Here is a 20,455-nt window from a genome sequence, read left to right as displayed (position 1 = left end):
GTCCACGGAGTCACGCCTGATAACGCTCGCAACACGGCTCCCGATCAACGCCTCGCGATCCAGGCGGCGTTACAACCCTTAGGGCCCGCGGGCGGTCTTTGCCGGCAGGACACCGGGATGTCTCCGCGGTGTCGTCCATCTGGTGCGGAGGGGCGGGGCGGGATCATGAGGACGCGCGTAGGGCCGGGGAGCGGCGAAGCGCCGGGGTGGCGGGCGAAAGCGGCGGCCTGGGTTGCGGTGGCCGCAGTGGTGGGGCTGACACTGGTGGGGGCCGCGGGGCGGGCCACCGCGCAGGGGACGGGCGTCGACCTGACGGTGTTCCTGGGCGAGACCGGGCAGGTGGCTCCCGGCAACACCTTCGACATCGACGCCAGCGTGACCCCGGTGGACCGGAAGGACGTCGGCACCTACGACGGCAAGGGCGAGCTGACCGTCGACCTGCCCGACGGCGTCACCTTCGAGAAGGCGATGGACTACCCCGACGACTGCACCCCGTCGGCCGACCGGCACACCGTGCACTGCCCGATGTCGTCGGACTACATCGGCGGCGGCCAGTTCCGGCTCAAGGTGGACAAGAGCGTGCCGGACGGCACCACCCTGACGTACTCCGCGACGGTGCACGCGCCGGACGTCGACGACCCGAACCCAGCGAACGACACCGTCACGCGGACGCTCCTGGTCAAGTCCGGACCCGACCTGAGTCTGCGCTGGGAGGGCCCGACCACCGTCCACGCGGGCACGGACAACGTCTCCACGCCCCTGGTGGTCACCAACCACGGCCCGGGCGTCGCCTCCCTGAGCTTCGTCGTCACCTACGACAACGTCGACGGTGTGGGCGAGAGCGCCAACCTCCAGCCGGAGTGCGGCGCCGACCCGTGGGAGTTCGAATGCTCGACAGGTCCGCTGGAGCCGGGCCAGTCCGCCGAGATCCCCTTCGTCTGGGGCTTCGGCCCCCAGTCCGCGGGCAAGACCTTCCACATCCAGGCCGGCTACCCCCAATTCCCGTCCAGCGACGACCCCACCCCAGAGGACAACACGCCCCTGCGGACGATACGCATCCTGCCCGCCGACGCGACGAGCACCCCGAAGCCGACAGCGAGTGCGACGAGTTCGGCATCCGCGACCGCCGGTACGGCCGCTACCTCGGGTACGTCGGGAACCTCGCCCGACGGTAGCGAACTGGCGGACACCGGCGCGGGCGACGGCGTCAGGCCACTGATCCTGGCGGCCTCGGCGTCCGTCCTCCTGGGCGGCATCCTCGTCCTCACCCGCCGCCTCCGCCGCTCCTGACCCGCCGCCAGGCCGGTCGCCGACGCCTTCGCCGACGGATCGGGCACACCCGCGGTGGCACAACGCCGACGGACGGCTCGACACCTTCGTCGCGCAGTCCAACGGCGCGATCTCCCGCCGGGCGCCTCGACGTCCTCATCGCCCAGACCAACGGTGCGGTGGCCCGCAACTACGAGACCAGCCCCGGCGGTTCGTTCGCCGGCTGGCACGGCTTCACCCCGGCCAACTCGGTGATGACGTACTGACCGCGCCGGCCCCGTTCCACCCCCGTCCGTGCGCCGACGCCCCGCAGCCCCCTGCTCGACGGCTGCGGGGCGTCGGCGGTCAGGCGCTCGGACTCCGTGCGGACGTGCGCGGCCCACCGGGCGGGGGTGCGGGGGCAGTCGCAGAGGCCGCGAAGACCGCCGGTCGGCGCCCGCACGCGGGGGCGCCGCCGGGCAGGGGCGCCGCCGCGAACCCGGTCCCGCATCTTGACGGCGCCCCCGGCGCCCCCGACCATTCGTGGGAGCGCTCCCACGTGTCGCTTCCATTGCCGGAAGGAACATCCGTGATCCCCCACTCACTCCACTCCTACCACCCGAGGCCCCCCGGACATGCCCGGCGGGTCCGCACCCGCCTTCTGGGCACGATGGCCGTCGCCGGCCTCTTCGGCGCCGCGCTGGTCGCACCGGCCAGGGCCGCCGCGACCGCCGACGACCCGCCGGAGCAGATCGTCAACGGCGACTTCGCCAACGGCAGCACCGCCCCCTGGTGGTGGACGGCGAACAATCCGGCCTCCGTGGTCGACGGGCGGCTCTGCGCCGACATCCCCGGAGACACCGCCAACCCGTGGGACGCCATCGTCGGGCAGAGTGACCTGCCCCTCATCGCCGGCGAGAGCTACACGCTCAGCTACACCGCGACCGCCTCGGTGCCGGTCACCATCACCACCAACGTGCAGATGGCCGTCGACCCGTACACCACCGAGCTGTCGGAGCACGACCAACTCGACGCCACCGCCGTGCCGATCACCCACACCTTCACGGCCAAGGCGGACAACGACGCCGCCCAGCTCGCCTTCCAAGTCGGCGGCAGCTCCAAGGCGTTCACCCTGTGCCTGGACGACATCTCGCTGCGCGGCGGCGCGACGCCGCCCGTCTACACACCCGACACCGGTTCCCCGGTCCGGGTCAACCAGGTCGGCTACCTGCCCGACGGGCCGAAGGACGGCACCTTCGTCACCGGCGCCACCGATCCGCAGACCTGGACGCTGAAGAACGCGGCCGGGACCGCAGTCGCCACCGGTGCCACCGTGCCGGGCGGCACCGACCCGACCTCCGAGCAGAACGTCCAGACCTTCGACTTCAGCAGCTACACCACCGCGGGCGACGGCTACACCGTCTCGATAGGCGACCAGACCAGCGAGCCGTTCACCATCGCCAAGGACGTCTACTCCTCGCTGCGGACCGACTCGCTCGCCTACTACTACGACCAGCGCAGCGGCATCGCCATCGACGGCTCGATAGCCGGCGCCGCGTACGCCCGCCCCGCCGGACACCTCGACGTCGCCCCCAACACCGGTGACAACCACGTGCCCTGCCAGCCGGGCGTGTGCGACTACACCCTGGACGCCGCGGGCGGCTGGTACGACGCCGGCGACCAGGGCAAATACGTGGTCAACGGCGGCATCTCGGTCGCCGAGCTGATGAACACCTACGAGCGCACGCTGACCGCCGGCGGCGTCGACGGCACGCCGCTCGGTGACGGCAAACTGAAGGTGCCCGAGAAGGGCAACGGCGTCCCCGACATCCTCGACGAGGCCCGCTGGGAACTCGACTTTCTGATGGAGATGCAGGTTCCCGACGGTCAGCCGCTGGCCGGCATGGCGCACCACAAGCTGCACGACCAGGCGTGGACCGGCCTGCCGCAGGCGCCGGACACGGACTCCCAGCCGCGCCTGCTGCACTCGCCGTCCACCGCGGCCACGCTCAACCTGGCGGCGGCAGGCGCCCAGTGCGCCCGGCTGTTCAGGCCCTACGACGCGGCCTTCGCCGACCGCTGCCTGACCGCGTCCAGGAAGGCGTGGGCCGCGGCCAAGGCCCACCCGGCCGTCTACGCCGATCCCAACGACTCCACCGGCGGCGGCGCCTACAGCGACAGCAACGTCACCGACGAGTTCTACTGGGCGGCGTCGGAGCTGTTCATCACCACCGGCGACGACGCCTACCGCCAGGAGGTGCTCACCTCTCCGCTGCACGGCCACAGCGACGCGGTCTTCCCGCCCGACGGCTTCTCCTGGGGCTCCACCGCGGCACTCGGCGCCCTGGACCTGGCGACCGTGCCCAACAAGCTGACCAGCGACCAACTGGCCACCGTACGCGCCATGGTGACGGACGCCGCCGACGGCTACGCCCGGGATTCCCAGGACGCGCTCTACGGCCTCCCCTACGCGCCGGCCGGCAACCACTACGTGTGGGGGTCCAACAGCCAGGTGCTCAACAACGCCGTGGTGCTCGGTGTGGCGGGCGACCTGACCGGCGACACCACATACCGCGACGCGGTGGTGCACGCGCTGGACTACATCCTGGGCCGCAACCCGCTGAACCAGTCCTACGTCACTGGCTTCGGCGAGCGGAACTCGCACAACCAGCACAGCCGCATCTGGGCGCACCAGCTCAACGCCGACCTGCCCAACCCACCCGCGGGGACGCTGGCCGGCGGCCCGGACAACCAGTTGGAGGATCCGAAGGCGCAGAGCAAGCTCACCGGTTGCGCGCCGGCGATGTGCTACATCGACGACATCGAGTCCTACTCCACCAACGAGAGCGCCATCAACTGGAACGCACCGCTGGCCTGGGTCGCCTCCTACGTGGACGGCCTCAGCAGCCGCAAGGCCCCCTGCCAGGTCACTTACACCGCTTACCGGTGGGGCGGCGGCTTCACCACCATGGTGACCCTGAAGAACACCGGCAGCACGGCGATCTCCCCCTGGCAGCTGGCATGGTCCTTCGCGGACAACCAGAAGATCACCGACCGCTGGCAGGCCGACATCACCCAGAGCGGGCAGAACGTCAGCGCCAAGCCCGCCAGTTGGAACGGCTCCCTCTCCCCCGGCGCATCGGTCAACTTCGGTTTCAACGGCACGTCGAGCGGCCAGGTGAGCGATCCGAAGACGTTCACCATGAACGGCGGTACCTGCACCACGGCCAAGTGACCGGCCGCCGACGCTGATCGGGCGAGCGGCCGGAGCACCCCGCGAGGGGCGCTCCGGCCGCTGCCGCCGTGCTCGCCGTCGTCGCCGCGCCGGCCCTGCACAAGGGGCCGCCGCTCCGCCGACTCCCCCCAGTAGGCGAAGGCCGGCCGTCAAGATCTCATCGAGGGCCAGGCCCGGCGCGTCGGTGGACGCGACCGACAACTCGGTCGACCGTCGGAAAGGCCAGGTCAGCGCTCCCGCCCCCGGGGCTTCAGCGGGGTCGGGGGGAGGTCGGGGGCCTCCAGGCGGGGGCCCGCGTAGCCGTGGACGTCGCCGAAGTGGGGGCCGTTGGCCCAGGCGTCGCGGGCTTCTACGATGTCCTCGCCTGACCGGCCGACGAAATTCCACCACATGACGATGCGTTCGGCGAAGGGCTCGCCGCCCAGGAGCATCAGGGAGCTCCCGACGTCGGCGCGCAGCGGGAGGTCGGTGCGTCCCGAGCCGAGGTAGAGCATCGAACCCGGGGAGAGGCGGACCCCGTCGGCCTCGGCCTCGCCGGACATGGACATGACCGCGTATTCGAAGTCGGGTTGCAGCGGGAGAGCGGCGTTGGTGCCCTCGGCGAGGGTGAGGTCGGCGCCGGTGATGGGGGTGTAGGCGGTGCCCGGGGAGACCGCGCCGTCGAGTTCGCCGAGGATCACCCGGGCGTGGAGTCCGCCGCCGCCGGTGACGGTGGGCAGCTCCGCGTGGTGCTCGAAGGCCGGCGGGACGTGGCGGTGGGAGTCGGGGAGGGCGACCCACAGCTGGGCGCCGTGCAGGTAGCGGGCGTGGTCGCGGGGCGACTCCTCGGAGTGCGAGATGCCCCGGCCCGACGTCATGAGGCCCAGCTCGCGGGGGCGTACGGTCTGCTTGCTGCCGAGACTGTCGCGGTGCAGCACCTCGCCCTCGTGCAGCCAGCTCACCGTCTGCAGGCCGATGTGCGGGTGCGGCGGGACCTGCATGCCGGGCTCGTCGGCGATGTCGTCGGGGCCGTAGTGGTCGACGAAACACCAGGCGCCGACCATCCGGCGGCCGAGGTTGGGGAGCAGCCGCCGCACCTGGGTGGTCTCGCCGAGCTGGACGTTGCGGGCGGTGAGCAGTTCACGGACCGGGGCGGCGGACACGTCCTGGCGGCCGCCGCAGACGGTGGCCGCCGGCTTCACATCGAGATTGCTCATGCTCCGCATCATGCCCCGCGGTGGGGCCGCGGTGCGGCAGCGGCTCCCGGGGGGTCACTCGTCGGGCAGCGGGACGTACGGGATGCGCGGCAGGTCCACCAGGTCGTCCGGGATGTCGGCGAGGCAGCCGCGCAGCCGCTCGCCGAGCGCCTTGGCCTGCGGGTCGGCGCTGGTGGACGCGGCGACGCCGTCGCCGAGCAGCCCGTGGACCACGAAGTTGACGGCCCGCAGGTTGGGCAGCTCGTAGCGGCTCACGGGCAGCTTGGCACTCTCCGGCAGCAGTGCGCGCAGCCGCGGTACGTCGAGGTAGTCGCGCAGCCACAGGTAGGTCCGGTCGTCGCGGGCCCACAGGCCGACGTTGGCGTCGCCGCCCTTGTCGCCGGAGCGGGCGCCGAGCAGGGTGCCCAGCGGCAGCCGTACCGTCCGGGCGGTCCCCGGGTCGTACGGGTCGGGGCGCCCCGGGCGCGGCGGCGGGCTGTCGAAGACGGCGGTGAGCTGCGGCTCCGGCGGGACGGCGTCCTCGCCGTACGGGGCGTGCGCGAAGGGTGACGCGGGGTCGGCGGTGGGCGGGCGCGGCACCGGCAGCCGGGTGCCGTCGGCCAGGACGGTGACCGCGGTGACCTCGTCGGCGGGGACCGACGCGGGCCAGAAGACACCGTATTCGGTGGCCCGCGGGCCGGCGTGCTCCAGGTAGAGGCCGGGGTAGCCGGCCAGCGCGGTGCCGGCGACGGCGGTGAAGAAGCCGCGGCCCGCCACCTCGGGGTCGGGGTCCTTGACGGTGACGGTCAGCCGGTCGCAGGCCCCGCCGTGCTCGCGCCGCAGGTGGTAGTCGGCGAAGGCGGCGGGTCCGCCGGTGGCGTCGCGCAGGGTGGCCTCGGCGAAGTCGGCCTTGGCATCGAGGTCGAGGCCGGTCAGGACGAAGGTGGCCGCGTTGCGGTAGCCGCCGCGGTGGTTGAGGCACACCTTGAGGGTGGCGGGCGCGGGTTCGCCGATGACCCGGCCGACCGCGACCCGGTCGGGCCCCTGCTGGTCGAGCCGTACGGTGTCGAAGCGGGCGACGACGTCGGCGTTGAGGTAGCGCGGCCGGCCGATCTCGTAGAGCAGCTGGGCGGTGACGGTGCCGACGGTGACGGCGCCGCCGGTGCCGGGGTGCTTGGTGATGACGCTGGAGCCGTCGGCGGCGACCTCGGCGATGGGGAAGCCGGGGTGGACGGGGTCGGGGATCTCGGTGAAGAAGGAGTAGTTGCCGCCGGTGGCCTGGGTGCCGCATTCGATGATGTGCCCGGCGGTGACCGCGCCGGCCAGCTCGTCCCAGTCGTCGACGGCCCATCCGTGGGCCCAGGCGGCAGGGCCGACCACCAGTGAGGCGTCGGTGACCCGGCCGCAGATGACGACGTCGGCGCCGGAGCGCAGGGCCTCGGTGATGCCCCAGCCGCCGAGGTAGGCGTTGGCGGTGAGCGCCTGGACTCCGGAGCCGGCCAGCGGGCGGCCGGTGGCCAGGTGGGCGAAGTCGTGGCCGCGGGCCTGGAGTTCGGGCAGCCGCTCGAGCAGGTCGTCGCCCTCCACGTGGGCGACGTGCGGGTGCAGGCCGCCGAGCGCGGCCAGTTCGCGGAGCTTGGCGGCCAGGCCCGCGGGGTTGAGGCCGCCGGCGTTGACCACCACCTTGATGCCGCGCTCCAGGCAGGTGCCGAGCACGTCGCGCATCTGGGCGAGGAAGGACAGCGCGTAGCCGGTTGCGGGATCGCGCTGCCTGGCCTTCCACAGCAGCAGCATGGTCAGTTCGGCGAGGTAGTCGCCGGTGAGCACGTCGATCGGCCCGCCTTCGACCATCTCCAGGGCGGCCGAGAGCCGATCACCGTAGTAACCGGAGCAGTTCGCGATCCGCAGGGGCTCCCGCCGTACGGTCAACCGTCTCTCCCGCCACTCCGGTCCCAGGCCACCGACTCGGACGATCATCCTTGCCGCGGTTCGCGGTCCGCAAGAGCGCGGGGCCCGCGGCCGGCGCGGGATGGTTGAATCGGGTCATGAGCGAGGGCGATACGGCGGCCGGGTTGTCCGCCGATGAGATCATCGACGTCGTCGACGAGCAGGACCGCGTCGTCGGGCAGGTGCGGCGGGCCGAGGCGTACGCGCGCGGGCTGCGGCACCGGGCGGCGTTCGTCCTGGTGCGGGACGGCGAGGGCCGGATCTTCGTGCACCGGCGCACCGCCCACAAGCTGGTCTTCCCCTCCCTCTACGACCTCTTCGTCGGCGGTGTGCTCGGCGCCGGCGAGTCCTACGACGAGGCCGCGCTGCGCGAGGCGGAGGAGGAGCTGGGGGTCAGCGGGCTGCCGCAGCCCGAACCGCTGTTCCGCTTCCTCTACGAGGAGGGTGCGCACACCTGGTGGTCGGCCGTCTACCAGGTGCGCTGCGACCTGCCGGTGTCCCCGCAGCCTTCGGAGGTCGCCTGGCACGGTTTCCTCACCGAGGAGGAGCTGGCGGAGCGCCTGGAGCAGTGGCCGTGGGTGCCGGACGGCCTTGAGGCCTACCGGCGGCTGCGCGCCGGGGCCTGAGGCTGCGCGAGGGGCCCGACGGTTCCCCGCTCCACGAGGGCGGCAGCGGCCACCCCGCTCCCGGCGCAGCAGGGGCGCCCACACGGGGCGCCTCAGGTGAGCGGGTACGGCACCGCTTAGTGTGGGCAGGTGAGCGTATTCGACCAGCTGGGCGCGGGCCGGGACGCGGTACGGCTGTGGTTCGCGCCGGACCGGGTCCAGGAGGAGGGCGAGACACCGGACTACCGGTTCTCGCTCGCCAACGAGCGTACGTTCCTGGCCTGGATCCGCACCGCGCTCGCCCTGATCGGCGGCGGCTTCGCCGTGGACCAGTTCCTCACCGACCATCTGACGCACTGGGCGCGGGTGGCGCTGTCGCTCGCCCTGCTGGCCGGCGGGGTCGCCTGCACATTGCGGGCGGTCAACCACTGGGTGCGGTGCGAGCGGGCCATGCGGCGCGGCGCGAACCTGCCGGTGTCCCGCTTCCCCGCGGTGCTCGCGGCGCTGGTGGCGGTGATCGCGGTGGCGATGGTCGCGCTGGTGCTCTTCGGCTGGGCCGGGTGACGGCCGGCCGGCGGCCGGTCGAGACCGACCGGGACCCCGGGCTGCAACCGGAGCGCACCCGCCTGGCGTGGCGGCGTACGACCCTGTCCTGCGCGGTGACGGCGGTGCTGGCCGGGCGGCAGGTGCTGAACGGCGGGGGCGCGTCCGCGACGCTCGCGGTGAGCCTGGCCGCGCTGGTCTTCCTGGCTTTCCTGTGGCTCGCGCACCACAGGATGCTGCAGCTGGGCAGACCGCGTCCGGCGCTGCTGCCGGCCTCCTCCGCGCTCGGGGTCGCCGCGTGCATGGTGGCGCTCGCGGTCTTCGGCGCCGCGGTGGTGTGGTGACGGCACCCGCCCGGCGGTAGCGCGCCAGGACGTCCACCGGCCGCCCGGCGGCAGTCACACCAGGAGCCGGCCCCCCGGCGGCGAACGCACCGGAGCGCACCGGAGCCCGGCCCCCCGGCGGCATACGCAGCAGACCCCGGCTGCCCGGCGGGACGGGCGCGGGTCAGGGCGCCAGGATGTCCAGCTCGCGCAGGGCGCCCACGCAGACCTCCCGCATCAGCTCCTCGGCGGCCCGCGCGTCCCTGGCGCGTACCGCCTCGGCCACCTTGACGTGCAGGGTGACGGCCGCCGGGTCGGGGGCGGTGAACATCACGTGGTGCTCGGTGCGGCCGGTCAGCACCTCGGCGACGACGTCGCCGAGCCGGGCGAACATCTCGTTGCCCGACGCCGCGAGCACCACCCGGTGGAAGGCGATGTCGTGGACGAGATAGGCGTCCAGGTCGACGGCGCGCGCCGCGGCGGCCATCTCGGCGGCCAGCACGGTCAGTTCGCGGCACTGCCCGGGGGTGGCGGCGGCCGCGGCCAGCCCCGCGGCGACCGGCTCCACGGCGGTGCGCAGCATGGTCAGCGACCGCAGCTGGCGTGAGCGGTCGGCGCCCGCGAGCCGCCAGCGGATGACGGCCGGGTCGAAGACGTTCCACTCCTCGGTACGGCGCACGGTGATGCCCACCCGGCGCCGGCTCTCGACCAGCTGCATCGCTTCGAGCACCCTGACCGCTTCGCGGACCACCGTCCGGGAGACCCCGTAGCGGGCCTCCAGCTCGTCGATGCGCAGCACCGTGCCGGGCGGATATCCGCCGGAGGCGATGGCCGGGCCGAGTTCGGCCAGGACCTGCGAGTGCAGGCCGCCGCCTTCGCCCTGCCCGTTCCGCCGGGATTCCTGCTGTGGCATGACCACAGCCTATGCGGCACCACAGTCATATGACGTTTGTGTCACACAGACTTGAATAAGTAGTACCTAAGGTGTTCAGTTGTCGCCACACGCACCGCAGGAGGCGGCGCGCGGCACATACCCCCGATGTGGAGGCACACACGATGACGGCTGGACCGGCACCGCGACCGGTGATCGTGGTCATGGGAGTGTCGGGCTCCGGCAAGTCGACGGTCGGCGGCCTGCTGGCCGACCGCCTCGGAGTGCCCTACGCGGAGGCCGACGACTTCCACCCGCCGGCCAACATCGCCAAGATGTCGGCGGGCCACCCGCTGGACGACGCGGACCGGGCACCCTGGCTGGCCGCCATAGGGGCCTGGATCGCCGAGCGCGGCGACCGGGGCGGCGTCGTCAGCTGCTCCGCGCTGCGCCGCCGCTACCGCGACCGGCTGCGGGCCGACGCGCCCACGGTCTTCTTCCTCCACCTCGACGGCCCCGCCGAGCTGATCGCCGCCCGGCTGGCCGCCCGGATGCAGCACTTCATGCCGCCCGGACTGCTCGAATCCCAGCTCGAAGCCCTCGAACCGCTGGACCCCGACGAGGCCGGCGCGGTCATTGCGATCGACGGCGGACCGCAGCAGATCACCGAACGCGCGCTGGCCGCACTCCCCTGCTGAGCCCCGCGCGCCACCTGACCAGACCCCCGACCCTTCCGATTTTGGAGCACCCGTGTCCGCACTCAGCGTCGAGCTGCTGGCCGCCGCCACACCGCCGCCGATAGCCGATGCCGGCAACACCCGGCTCGCACTCGCCGCGCTCGCCGGCATCGCCGTCATCGTCCTGCTCATCACCCGCTGGAAGGTGCACGCCTTCCTCGCCCTGACCATCGGCTCCGGCGTGCTCGGCACCGTGGCGGGCGCCCCGCTGGCCAAGACCATCACCAGCTACTCCACCGGCCTCGGCACGACGGTGGCCGGCGTCGGCACGCTGATCGCGCTCGGCGCGATCCTCGGCAAACTGCTCGCCGACTCCGGCGGCGCCGACCAGATCGTCGACACCATCCTGGCCAAGACCAGCGAGAAGCGGCTGCCGTGGGCGATGGCCCTGATCGCCGGCCTGGTCGGGCTGCCGCTGTTCTTCGAGATCGGCATCGTCATCCTGATCCCGGTGGTGCTGCTGGTCGCCCGGCGCAGCGGCCAGTCGCTGATCCGGCTCGGCATCCCGGCGCTGGCCGGCCTGTCGGTGATGCACGGTCTCGTGCCGCCGCACCCCGGGCCGCTGGCCGCGATCGGCGCGATCCACGCCGACATGGGCATCACCCTCGCGCTCGGCGTACTGGTGGCACTGCCCACCCTGGCCATCGCGGGGCCGCTCTTCGGCCGGGTCGCGGCCGGCTGGGTGGACGTGCAGCCGCCGGAGCGCATGACGCCGGCCCGCGCCTCGGACGACCTGGAGCACCGGCCGAGCTTCGCCGCCACGGTGAGCACCATGCTGCTCCCGGTGGTGCTGATGCTCGCCAAGGCGCTGGCCGATGTGATCATCGACGACCAGAGCAGCCTGACGTACCGGATCTTCGACGTCATCGGCACCCCGCTGATCGCGCTGCTGGCCGCGGTGATGGTGGCGATGTTCACCCTCGGACGTGCCGCGGGCTTCACCAAGGACCGCATCTCCTCGACGGTGGACGCCTCGCTCGGGCCCATCGCGGGCATCCTGCTGATCGTCGGCGCGGGCGGCGGCTTCAAGCAGACGCTGATCGACTGCGGCGTCGGGCAGATGATCCTCGACTGGTCCAAGGACTGGCACATCTCCGCGCTGCTGCTGGCCTGGCTGATCGCGGTGCTGATCAGGGTCGCGACCGGTTCCGCGACGGTGGCGATCATCTCGGCCGCGGGCCTGGCGGCGCCGCTCGCCGAGGGCATGTCCTCCACCCACACCGCGCTGCTCGTGCTGTCGGTGGGCGCCGGTTCGCTGTTCTTCTCCCACGTCAACGACGCCGGCTTCTGGCTGGTGAAGGAGTACTTCGGGATGGACGTCCCGCAGACGCTCAAGACGTGGTCGGTCATGGAGACCGTCATCTCGGTGGTCGCGCTCGGCTTCGTGATGCTGCTGTCGCTGGTGCTGTGACGCGCCGAGGCGACGCCTGAAGGCGTGACGGGTGAGGGGCGGCGGGCTGTTGTGGCCCGCCGCCCCTCACCCGCACCGCCGGCCGTACGGTCAACCTCGCACCACCGGCCGTACGGTCATCCCCGCGCCGCGGGCCGTACGGTCATCCCCGCGCCGCGGGCCGTACGGTCATCCCCGCGCCGTCACCAGCGCGGTACGGTCGGCGTCCGCCAGTCGGGGTCGGCCTTGCGCATCGCGGCGGCGTCGTCGCGGTCGCGCATCGTGCCGTCGTCGTCCAGCCAGCGCTGGTGCAGCGCCTTGAGGGCGTCCCGGTCCAGCTCCACGCCGAGTCCGGGCAGGTCCGACACGGTCAGGGCGCCGCCGGTGAAGACGTGGCGCTCGGTGATGACGTCGTCGGTCTGCCACGGGTAGTGCGAGTCGCAGGCGTAGTCCAGGTTGGGCACGGTGGCCGCGACATGGGTCATCGCGGCCAGGCTGATGCCCAGATGGGTGTTGGAGTGCATGGAGAGGCCCACGCCGAAGGTCCGGCAGATCGCGGCGAGCTGCTGGGTGTTGCGCAGGCCGCCCCAGTAATGGTGGTCGGACAGCACCACCTGGACGGCGTCGCGCGCGAAGGCCTCCTTGATCTCCTGGAAGGTCGTGACACACATGTTGGTGGCCAGCGGGACGTCCGTACGCTCCGAGACGCGAGCCATCCGGTCGGTGCCGCTCGCCGGGTCCTCCAGGTACTCCAGGATTTCGCCCAGCTCCTCGGCCACCCGCAGCGAGGTCTCCACCGACCAGGCGCCGTTCGGGTCGAGCCGCAGCGGCTTGCCGGGGAAGGCCTCGGCCAGCGCGCGGACGGCGGCGATCTCCTGCTCGGGCGGGAAGACGCCGCCCTTGAGCTTGAACGAGCCGAAGCCGTGGTCGTCGGCGAAGCGCCGGGCCTGGGCGACCACGCCCGCCGGGTCGAGGGCCGCGCCCCAGTCGTCCCGCTCGCCCTGGCCCTGGGGGTGCTCGGCGAGCCGGTAGAAGAGGTAGGCGCTGTAGTCGACGGCGTCGCGGACCTTGCCGCCGAGCAGCGCGTGCACGGGCAGGCCCAGCTTCTTGCCGAGGGCGTCCAGGCAGGCCACCTCGAAGCCGGAGATCACCGAGAGCCGCAGCTTGTCGGCTGTCTGCACGCCGCGAAGACCGCCGACGTCGACGGAGTCGGAGACCTCGGCGGGGTCGCCACAGACCCGTTCGGCCAGTGTGAACAGCCCGTTCAGATCGGTGACCCGGTGGCCGGGCAGCGCCTCGGCCAGTGGTGCGGCGAGGTCCAGATAACGGGTGTCGCCGTACGTCTCGCCCACCCCGGACGTACCGTCGGCGGTGACGACCTCGATGATGAGCCTGGGGGTGTAGGGCTGGTGGACGCCCTGGGTGTTGAGCAGCGGCGGGTCGGCGATGAGGATGGGGGTCAGCCGCACCTCGGCGACCGTGAACGCGTCGGAGGGACCCGCCGGATCAGCTGTCTGCATATATGAATTACGTTCACCCATAAGTCCGGAGCCTAGGCGCGGGAGCCACGCCCGTCAACGCGGGCGACAGGCACGGCCGGGGAACTGGACGACATACCGACCAGTCGGTATGATTCGCGCATGAGTGAATCCGACAGCCCCCGGGGCCTGGACCTCGACCGGCTGCGCCGCCACCTGGACCAGCGGCGCCCCGGTCTGGTGGCCGGTGAGCTGCAGGCCGCGCTGATCCAGGGCGGGCGCTCCAACCTCACCTACCGGGTCACCGACGGCGACTCCACCTGGGTGGTGCGCCGCCCGCCGCTCGGCCATGTCCTGGCCACCGCCCACGACATGGGCCGCGAGCACCGGGTGATCAGCGCCCTCGCCCCGACGCCGGTCCCGGTGCCCGGCACCGTGCTGCTCTGCGAAGACCCCGAGGTCATCGGCGCTCCCTTCTACGTGATGGACTTCGTCGAGGGCACCCCCTACCGCGGCGAGGACCAGCTCACCGCGCTCGGGCCGGACAGGACCAGGGCCGTCGCGCTGACCCTGCTCGACACCCTCGTCGACCTGCACGCGGTGGACCCCAAGGCGGTGGGCCTGGCCGGCTTCGGGCGGCCCGAGGGCTTCCTCGACCGGCAGCTGCGGCGCTGGGGCAAGCAGCTCGACGCCTCGCGCAGCCGCGACCTGCCCGGCATCGACGAACTGCACGCCGCACTGGGCCGGTCGCTGCCGCGCTCCCCCGCGCCCACCGTCGTGCACGGCGACTACCGCCTCGACAACGTGCTCTTCGACGGCGCCGACCGGCTCACCGCCGTCCTGGACTGGGAGATGTCCACCCTCGGCGACCCGCTCACCGACATCGGGCTGCTGGTCATGTACAGCGAGCAGCACGACATCCCCGGCTTCCCCGTCCCCACCGCGGGCGGCGCCCCCGGCCACCCCCGCGCCGACGAGATCGTCGAACGGTACGCGCGGCGCTCGGGCCGCGACGTCTCGGCCGTCGACTGGTACACGGCCTTCGCGTACTTCAAGATCGCCGTGATCCTCGAAGGCATCCACTACCGCTGGACCCTCGGCCAGACCCTCGGCGCCGGATTCGACCGGATCGGCAGCGTCGTCCCGCTCTTCATCGAGCGCGGGCTCCGCAAAGTCCAGGACCACGCCCGGGACCGGGCAGCATCGCACCAGGAGGACTGAGCACCATGGACTTCGCCTTCGACTCACCGACCGAGGAGCTGCGGTCCCGGCTGGCCGCCTTCCTCGACGAGCACGTGTACCCGGCCGAGGCCGTCTTCGCCGAGCAGCACGAGCAGGCAGGCCCCGACGCCCGCTGGTCCGTACCGCCGGTCGTCGCCGACCTCAAGGCCGAGGCCAGGCGGCAGGGCCTGTGGAATCTCTTCCTGCCCGGCGAGCACGGCGCCGGACTGACCAACCTGCAGTACGCCCCGCTGGCCGAACTGACCGGCCGCAGCCCCTTCCTGGCCCCCACCGCCCTCAACTGCGCCGCCCCCGACACCGGGAACATGGAGGTGCTCGCCGAATTCGGCACGGCCGCCCAGCGCAAGGAGTGGCTTGAGCCGCTGCTCGCCGGCGAGATCCGCTCGGCCTTCGCCATGACCGAGCCCGACATCGCCTCCTCCGACGCGACCAACATCGAGACCCGCATCACCCGAAACGGCGACTCCTACGTCGTCAACGGGCGCAAGTGGTACATCTCCGGGGCGATGAACCCCGACTGCGCCGTCTTCATCGTCATGGGCAAGACCGACCCGGCCGCCGACCGGCACCGCCAGCAGAGCCAGATCCTGGTCCCGCGGGACACCCCCGGCGTGGAAGTACGCCGCGGCATGCGGGTCTTCGGCTACGACGACGCCGACCACGGCGGCCACGCGGAGGTCGTCTTCCACGACGTCCGGGTACCGGCCGGGAACCTGATCGGTGAGGAGGGCGGCGGCTTCGCCATCGCCCAGGCGCGGCTCGGCCCCGGCCGCATCCACCACTGCATGCGGCTCATCGGCATGGCGGAACGCGCCCTGGAACTGATGTGCCGCCGCGCCACCGCCCGCATCGCCTTCGGCAAGCCGCTCGCCGCGCAGGGCGTGGTGCAGGAGTGGATCGCCGAGTCGCGGGTCGAGATCGAGCAGCTGCGGCTGCTGGTGCTCAAGACGGCGTGGCTGATGGACACGGTGGGCAACCAGGGCGCCCACACGGAGATCCAGGCCATCAAGATCGCCACCCCCGCGGGCGTGCAGCGCATCATCGACCGCGCGATCCAGTCCCACGGCGCGGGCGGCGTCTCCCAGGACTTCCCCTTGGCCCGCCTGTGGGCCGGCGCCCGCAGCCTGCGGCTCGCCGACGGCCCCGACGAGGTCCACCGCCGCTCCCTCGCCCGCCGCGAACTGTCGCGTTACGCCTGAGCGCCGGGCACGCCGTATGCGGAACCCGTAAAAGCTCCCCGCGCCCCCGACGGCTCGCCCTCTTCGCGGAGGGTGAGCGCCTTCAGGGGCGCGGGGGCCGCGCGGCGCCGGGGGAAGGCCGGGGGCAACGCCCCCAGGGCCCTCAGCGCCCCAGCGCCCCCAGCGCCCTCAGGGCAGGAGGGCCAGCCGGCCCGTCGTGAGGCCGGCGGAGACGCGGGTGACGGCTTCGGCGGCCTCCGACAGGGGAAGGCGGGCCGAGACCAGGGGACGTACGGCCCCGGACGCGGCCAGCCGGGTCAGCTCGTCGTGGGCGCGCCGCACGGCGTCGGGCTCGCGCGCCGCGTAGAGCCCCCAGTGCAGCCCGAGGATCGCGTAGTTCTTGACCAGCGCGTGGTTCAGCCCGGGCGCCGGCACCGTCCCGCCCGCGAAGCCGACGACCACGATCCGCCCTTCGAAGGCGATGCACTTCGTGGAGCGGGTGTAGGCGTCCCCGCCGACCGGGTCGTAGACGACGTCGGCGCCGCGGCCGCCCGTCGTCTCCTTCACGACCGCCACGAAGTCCTCCGCGTGCCGGTCGACCACGACGTCGGCGCCCAGCTCGCGCGCCACCTTCGCCTTGTCGGGGCCGCCGACGACGCCGATGACGGTGGCGCCCGCGGCCTTGCCGAGCTGGACGGCCGCGCTGCCCACCCCGCCTGCGGCTGCGTGCACGAGCAGCGTCTCGCCGGGCCGCAGGCCGGCCCTGCGGTGCAGGCCGAACCAGCCGGTCTGGTAGCCGATGTGCAGCACCGCGGCTTCCGCGTCGTCGAGCGCCTCGGGCGCGGGCAGCACGCCCGCGGCGGGCACGACGGCGTATTCGGCGAAGGCTCCGCCGGGCAGCGCGGCGGGGCTGATGACGCGGGCCCCGACCTCGGGTCCGGTCACCCCGGGCCCGAGCGCGGCGACCTCACCGCACATCTCCACGCCCGGCGTGAAGGGCAGCGGCGGCCGGATCTGGTATTCGCCGCGGCACAGCATCGCGTCGGGGAAGTTGACGCCGGCCGCCCGTACCCGCAGCAGCACCTCGCCGGGGCCCGGCTGCGGGGTGGGGACCTCGTCGAGGCGCATCGCCTCGCGCGGCTCGCCGTTGTGGTGGACGCGCCATGCCTTCACGCTGGGACTCCCGGTGGGGTCAGGGCTGCCGCACCGAGTGCAGCAGCAGGTCGGAGAATTCGGTGGCGACCTGCTCGGCGGACAGCGGACCGTCCGCGTGGTACCAGGTGCCGAGGTGGTGCACGGAGCCGAAGAAGAAGTCGACCACCAGGTCGGGCCGCAGGCCGGGGCGGAAGTGGCCGTCGCGCTGGCCCTCCTCGACCAGCGAGCGGAACCGCTCGTGGTAGCGGCGGCGCTCGGCCCGTACCGCCTTCTGCTTCTCCGGGCTGAGCTGGTGCATGGAGCGGAAGAAGATCTTCGTGTCGTCCAGGTTCTGGATGCTGGTGACCACGACGTCGGCCGCGGCCTCCGCGAGCCGTTCGGGCACGGCGACCTCGTGGCGGGCCGCGATGGTGTCCAGGCGTTCGGTCTGGAGCCGCAGCACCCGGGCGTAGATCTCGTGCAGCAGGTCGTCCTTGGAGCCGAAGTAGTGGTAAAGAGCGCCCTTGGTCACCCCCGCGGCCTCGACGATCTCCTGGACGGAGGTGCGGTCGTAGCCGCGTTCGGCGAACAGGCGCGTGGCCTCGGCGAGCAGCCGCTCCGGCACCGCCGCACTCGGGCCGCCGCCGGAAGCACCGCCGGAAGCACCGCCGGAGCCGGTGCCCGCGGCCGTCCCCGTACCGCCGTCGTCGCTCGTCGTGCTGCGTGCCATGACCTGCCCCTCTCTCGTAGCGCCCACCGGCATTCCGGCCGGTACGGACCCTATCCGGCCGCCGTTTTGAGCTCGCGGCGGAGGATCTTGCCGGTGGCGGTCTTGGGCAGTTCCGCCAGCACCTCCACCTGGCGCGGGTATTTGTACGCCGCCAGCCGCTCCCTGCAGTAGGCGACCAGGTCGGCGGGGTCGGCCGCGCTGCCCGGGCGCAGGCTGACGTACGCCTTGACGCTCTCGCCGCGGTAGGCGTCGGGGATGCCCACGACGGCGGCCTCGCGGACGGCGGGATGGGTGTAGAGCACGTCCTCGACCTCGCGCGGCCAGACCTTGAAGCCGGACGCGCTGATCATGTCCTTCTTGCGGTCGACGACGTAGAGCCAGCCGTCGGCGTCCATGAAGCCGATGTCACCGGTGTGCAGCTCGCCGCCGGGGATGGCGGCCCGCGACTCGGCGGGCTGGTTCCAGTAGCCGGGGACGACCATCGGGCCGCTGACCGCGATCTCGCCAGGCTCGCCGAAGGGCACCTCCGCGCCGCTGTCGTCGATGATGCGGACCATCGTGCCGGGCCCGGGGACGCCGACCGCCAGCGTGCCGGAGACCGGGTCGACGGGCGCCTCGTAGCCGGGCGGGACGCTGGCGCAGGGGGCGGTGCACTCGGTGAGGCCGTAGCCGTTGGCCAGGTAGAGGCCGCCGGAGCGGGCGCGGAAGGACTCCACGACGGCGGGCGGCAGCGGGGCGCCGCCGGACGAGATCAGCCGGAAGGACGCGAAGTCCTCGGCGGTGGCGTCGGGCCTGGCCAGCAGCGCCATGAAGGCGGTCGCGGGCCCGACGGTGTAGGCGGGACGGTGCTCGCGGAAGGCGTCGAGCACGACACCGGGTTCGAAGCGGTAGGCGAGCGCCAGGGTGTGGCCGGCGGCCAGCGCCGCGGAGAGCTGGCAGACCATGCCGGTGATGTGGAAGAGCGGGGCCAGCGCGAAGACCACGGCGTCGGCGGGCAGTTCCTGGACGCGTATCTGGCGGTGGGCGTTGAAGGAGATGTTGCCGTGGGTGTTCAGCGCGCCCTTGGGGTGTCCGCTGGTGCCCGAGGTGTAGCTGACCAGGGCGGTGTCGCCGGCGGCCGGCAGCGGGACGTCGGGGCGCGGCCCCTGCGCGGCGCGGGCGGCGGCGAGCAGGTCCTCGGCGTCGCCGCCGGGCAGCCGGCCCGCTGTCAGCACCCGCGCGTCGTCGCGGGTCTGGAGGTCCAGCTCGCAGGCGGTGAGCGCGATACGGACCGGCGAGGCCGCGGCCGTGGCCCGTACGTAGTCCTGCCAGGCGCGCTCGGAGCAGACCAGGGCCGCCGCGCCGGCGTCGGCGAGGATGTGCGCCAGCTCGTGCTGCTTGTACATCGGGTTCACCGGGATGACGGCGCCGCCCGCCTTCCAGGCCGCGAGCAGCGCGACCACGAACTGCGGCACGTTCTGCAGCATGACGGCGAGCCGCTCGCCGGGCGCGAAACCGCGGTCGGCGAGGTGGCGGGCCAGGCCGTCGGAGAGCGTGTCGAGTTCGCGGTACGTCAGCCCGCCGTCGAAATACGCCAGCGCCCGGTGGTCGGGGCGGCTCTCGGCCGCGGCCAGGAATCCGTGCAGCACGGAGGGCGGGTAGTCGGTGTCGGCGCGCTGCTCCTCGGTGAAGAACCGCAGCCAGGGCTGGTCGGCGTAGCCGCTCATGCGTCCTCACCCGCCTTGGCCCGCAGGTCCTCGTAGGTGCGCTGGAGTTTGTTCATCCCGCCGAGCCAGCGTTCCGGCTCCGCCGCGCGGGCCGCGTAGTAGTCGGCGACCTCGGGGTGCGGGAGGATCAGGAAGCGCTCCTCGGCGATACCGGAAAGCACGGCGCGCGCCACGTCCTCGGGCTCGATGGCGGTCGGCGCGAGCACCAGCTCGCCCGCGGCGCCCGCGCCGTCCAGCATGGCGGTGCGCACGCCCTGCGGGCAGACTGCGTGCACGGCGATGCCGCGGTGGCGGTAGGTGAGCGAGAGCCACTCGGCGAAGGCCAGCGCGCCGTGCTTGGTCACCGAATACGGAGCCGCGCCGATCATCGTCAGCAGCCCGGCGGCTGACACGGTGGACACGAAGCGGCCCCGGCCGCGCTCCAGCCATTCGGGCAGCAGGGCGCGGGCGGCCCGCACATGGCTCATGACGTTGACGTCCCAGGCGAGCTCCCAGGCGGCGTCGTCGGCGTCCGCCCCGCCGCCGGTACCGACACCGGCATTGGCGCAGAAGACGTCGATACGGCCGCCGAGCGCGGTGCGGGCGGCGGGCACGACCGCGGACGCGTCACCCGCGACGACCGCGGCGCCGATGCCGTCCGCCACCTTGTGCGCGGCGTCGGCGTCGAGGTCGTTGACCATCACCCGGGCGCCCTCGGCCGCGAAGGCGCGGGCAAGGGCGGCGCCGATACCGCCGCCCGCTCCGGTGACGACCACTCGAGCGTCGCGCAGTGCTTCCACCACCACAACCGTGTCTCCTTCGACTCGACTCCGGGCTGCCCCGCCCTGGCATACTAAGCAGTCGGTCACCCAATCCGGAAGGGCCGGGCCCGCGCGGTGGCGTAGCCGGTACGTATTCACCCGCCGGAGGGATG

17 protein-coding genes are annotated in these 20,455 nt (G+C 72.9%); 9 read left to right on the top strand and 8 right to left on the bottom strand.

Annotation, left to right across the window (positions count from 1 at the left end):
• Positions 1-246 precede the first annotated feature (246 nt).
• Together BUE44_RS26315 and BUE44_RS26305 are read left to right on the top strand one after the other, a co-directional pair.
• Positions 247-1,290: a COG1361 family protein gene (locus tag BUE44_RS26315; protein ID WP_073501476.1), complete on the top strand. Its 1,044-nt coding sequence runs from the start codon at positions 247-249 to the stop codon at positions 1,288-1,290.
• Between the two features lie 628 nt (positions 1,291-1,918).
• Positions 1,919-4,483 (top strand): glycoside hydrolase family 9 protein, encoded by a 2,565-nt coding sequence (locus BUE44_RS26305; RefSeq protein WP_073501504.1) that lies wholly within the window; start codon positions 1,919-1,921, stop codon positions 4,481-4,483.
• Between the two features lie 227 nt (positions 4,484-4,710).
• Here BUE44_RS26305 and BUE44_RS26300 read toward each other — a convergent pair whose 3' ends face one another.
• Entirely contained in the window at positions 4,711-5,679 is a 969-nt protein-coding gene (locus BUE44_RS26300) for a pirin family protein (RefSeq protein ID WP_073501474.1), read from the bottom strand.
• Between the two features lie 54 nt (positions 5,680-5,733).
• Entirely contained in the window at positions 5,734-7,587 is a 1,854-nt protein-coding gene (locus tag BUE44_RS26295) for an acyclic terpene utilization AtuA family protein (protein ID WP_265737181.1), read from the bottom strand.
• Positions 7,588-7,703: 116 nt separating this feature from the next.
• Here BUE44_RS26295 and BUE44_RS26290 point away from each other — a divergent pair, with 116 nt between their 5' ends.
• The 3 genes from BUE44_RS26290 (at position 7,704) to BUE44_RS26280 (ending at position 9,097) form a co-directional block, all read left to right on the top strand.
• The gene (locus BUE44_RS26290) at positions 7,704-8,231 is read left to right on the top strand and encodes an NUDIX hydrolase (protein WP_073501472.1); all 528 of its coding nucleotides are present in this window, start codon (positions 7,704-7,706) and stop codon (positions 8,229-8,231) included.
• 129 nt (positions 8,232-8,360) lie between these two features.
• The gene (locus tag BUE44_RS26285; protein ID WP_235002459.1) at positions 8,361-8,774 is read left to right on the top strand and encodes a YidH family protein; all 414 of its coding nucleotides are present in this window, start codon (positions 8,361-8,363) and stop codon (positions 8,772-8,774) included.
• The gene (locus tag BUE44_RS26280; protein ID WP_073501471.1) at positions 8,771-9,097 is read left to right on the top strand and encodes a DUF202 domain-containing protein; all 327 of its coding nucleotides are present in this window, start codon (positions 8,771-8,773) and stop codon (positions 9,095-9,097) included. Before BUE44_RS26285 ends, BUE44_RS26280 begins: the two co-directional genes overlap by 4 nt.
• A 163-nt stretch (positions 9,098-9,260) precedes the next feature.
• Here the strand turns inward: BUE44_RS26280 and BUE44_RS26275 are convergent, their stop codons facing one another.
• On the bottom strand, positions 9,261-9,989 hold the full coding sequence (locus tag BUE44_RS26275; RefSeq protein ID WP_073501502.1) for a FadR/GntR family transcriptional regulator: 729 nt from the start codon (positions 9,987-9,989) through the stop codon (positions 9,261-9,263).
• A 143-nt stretch (positions 9,990-10,132) separates the two neighbouring features.
• Here BUE44_RS26275 and BUE44_RS26270 point away from each other — a divergent pair, with 143 nt between their 5' ends.
• Both BUE44_RS26270 and BUE44_RS26265 read left to right on the top strand, forming a co-directional pair.
• Positions 10,133-10,645, top strand: coding sequence for a gluconokinase (locus tag BUE44_RS26270; RefSeq protein WP_073501470.1), 513 nt, complete (start codon positions 10,133-10,135; stop codon positions 10,643-10,645).
• Positions 10,646-10,697: 52 nt separating this feature from the next.
• A complete protein-coding gene (locus BUE44_RS26265; protein WP_073501469.1) occupies positions 10,698-12,095 on the top strand; it encodes a GntT/GntP/DsdX family permease in 1,398 nt (465 codons plus the stop codon).
• Between the two features lie 182 nt (positions 12,096-12,277).
• Here BUE44_RS26265 and BUE44_RS26260 read toward each other — a convergent pair whose 3' ends face one another.
• Positions 12,278-13,594, bottom strand: a complete 1,317-nt coding sequence (locus tag BUE44_RS26260) for a glucarate dehydratase family protein (RefSeq protein ID WP_073501468.1) — start codon at positions 13,592-13,594, stop codon at positions 12,278-12,280.
• Between the two features lie 120 nt (positions 13,595-13,714).
• On the opposite strand from BUE44_RS26260, the gene BUE44_RS26255 reads away from it, so the two are divergent.
• On the top strand, positions 13,715-14,773 hold the full coding sequence (locus tag BUE44_RS26255) for a phosphotransferase family protein (protein ID WP_073501467.1): 1,059 nt from the start codon (positions 13,715-13,717) through the stop codon (positions 14,771-14,773).
• Between the two features lie 5 nt (positions 14,774-14,778).
• Positions 14,779-15,993, top strand: coding sequence for an acyl-CoA dehydrogenase family protein (locus BUE44_RS26250; protein WP_073501466.1), 1,215 nt, complete (start codon positions 14,779-14,781; stop codon positions 15,991-15,993).
• Positions 15,994-16,161: 168 nt separating this feature from the next.
• Here the strand turns inward: BUE44_RS26250 and BUE44_RS26245 are convergent, their stop codons facing one another.
• From BUE44_RS26245 to BUE44_RS26230, 4 genes are read right to left on the bottom strand one after another with little or no spacing between them, the layout of a single operon-like run.
• A complete protein-coding gene (locus BUE44_RS26245) occupies positions 16,162-17,145 on the bottom strand; it encodes an NADPH:quinone oxidoreductase family protein (protein WP_200804523.1) in 984 nt (327 codons plus the stop codon).
• A 19-nt stretch (positions 17,146-17,164) separates the two neighbouring features.
• Positions 17,165-17,836 carry a TetR/AcrR family transcriptional regulator gene (locus tag BUE44_RS26240; protein ID WP_073501465.1) on the bottom strand — a complete coding sequence of 224 codons (672 nt, stop codon included), beginning with the start codon at positions 17,834-17,836 and terminating at the stop codon, positions 17,165-17,167.
• A gap of 50 nt (positions 17,837-17,886) precedes the next feature.
• The gene (locus BUE44_RS26235) at positions 17,887-19,542 is read right to left on the bottom strand and encodes an AMP-binding protein (protein ID WP_073501464.1); all 1,656 of its coding nucleotides are present in this window, start codon (positions 19,540-19,542) and stop codon (positions 17,887-17,889) included.
• A complete protein-coding gene (locus tag BUE44_RS26230; protein WP_073501500.1) occupies positions 19,539-20,324 on the bottom strand; it encodes an SDR family oxidoreductase in 786 nt (261 codons plus the stop codon). Before BUE44_RS26230 ends, BUE44_RS26235 begins: the two co-directional genes overlap by 4 nt.
• Positions 20,325-20,455: the final 131 nt, after the last annotated feature.

Source organism: Actinacidiphila paucisporea (assembly GCF_900142575.1).
GTDB classification, from domain to species: domain Bacteria; phylum Actinomycetota; class Actinomycetes; order Streptomycetales; family Streptomycetaceae; genus Actinacidiphila; species Actinacidiphila paucisporea.
The sequence above is the reverse complement of the archived record's forward strand: the minus strand, read 5'-3'. Positions and strand labels throughout refer to the sequence as shown.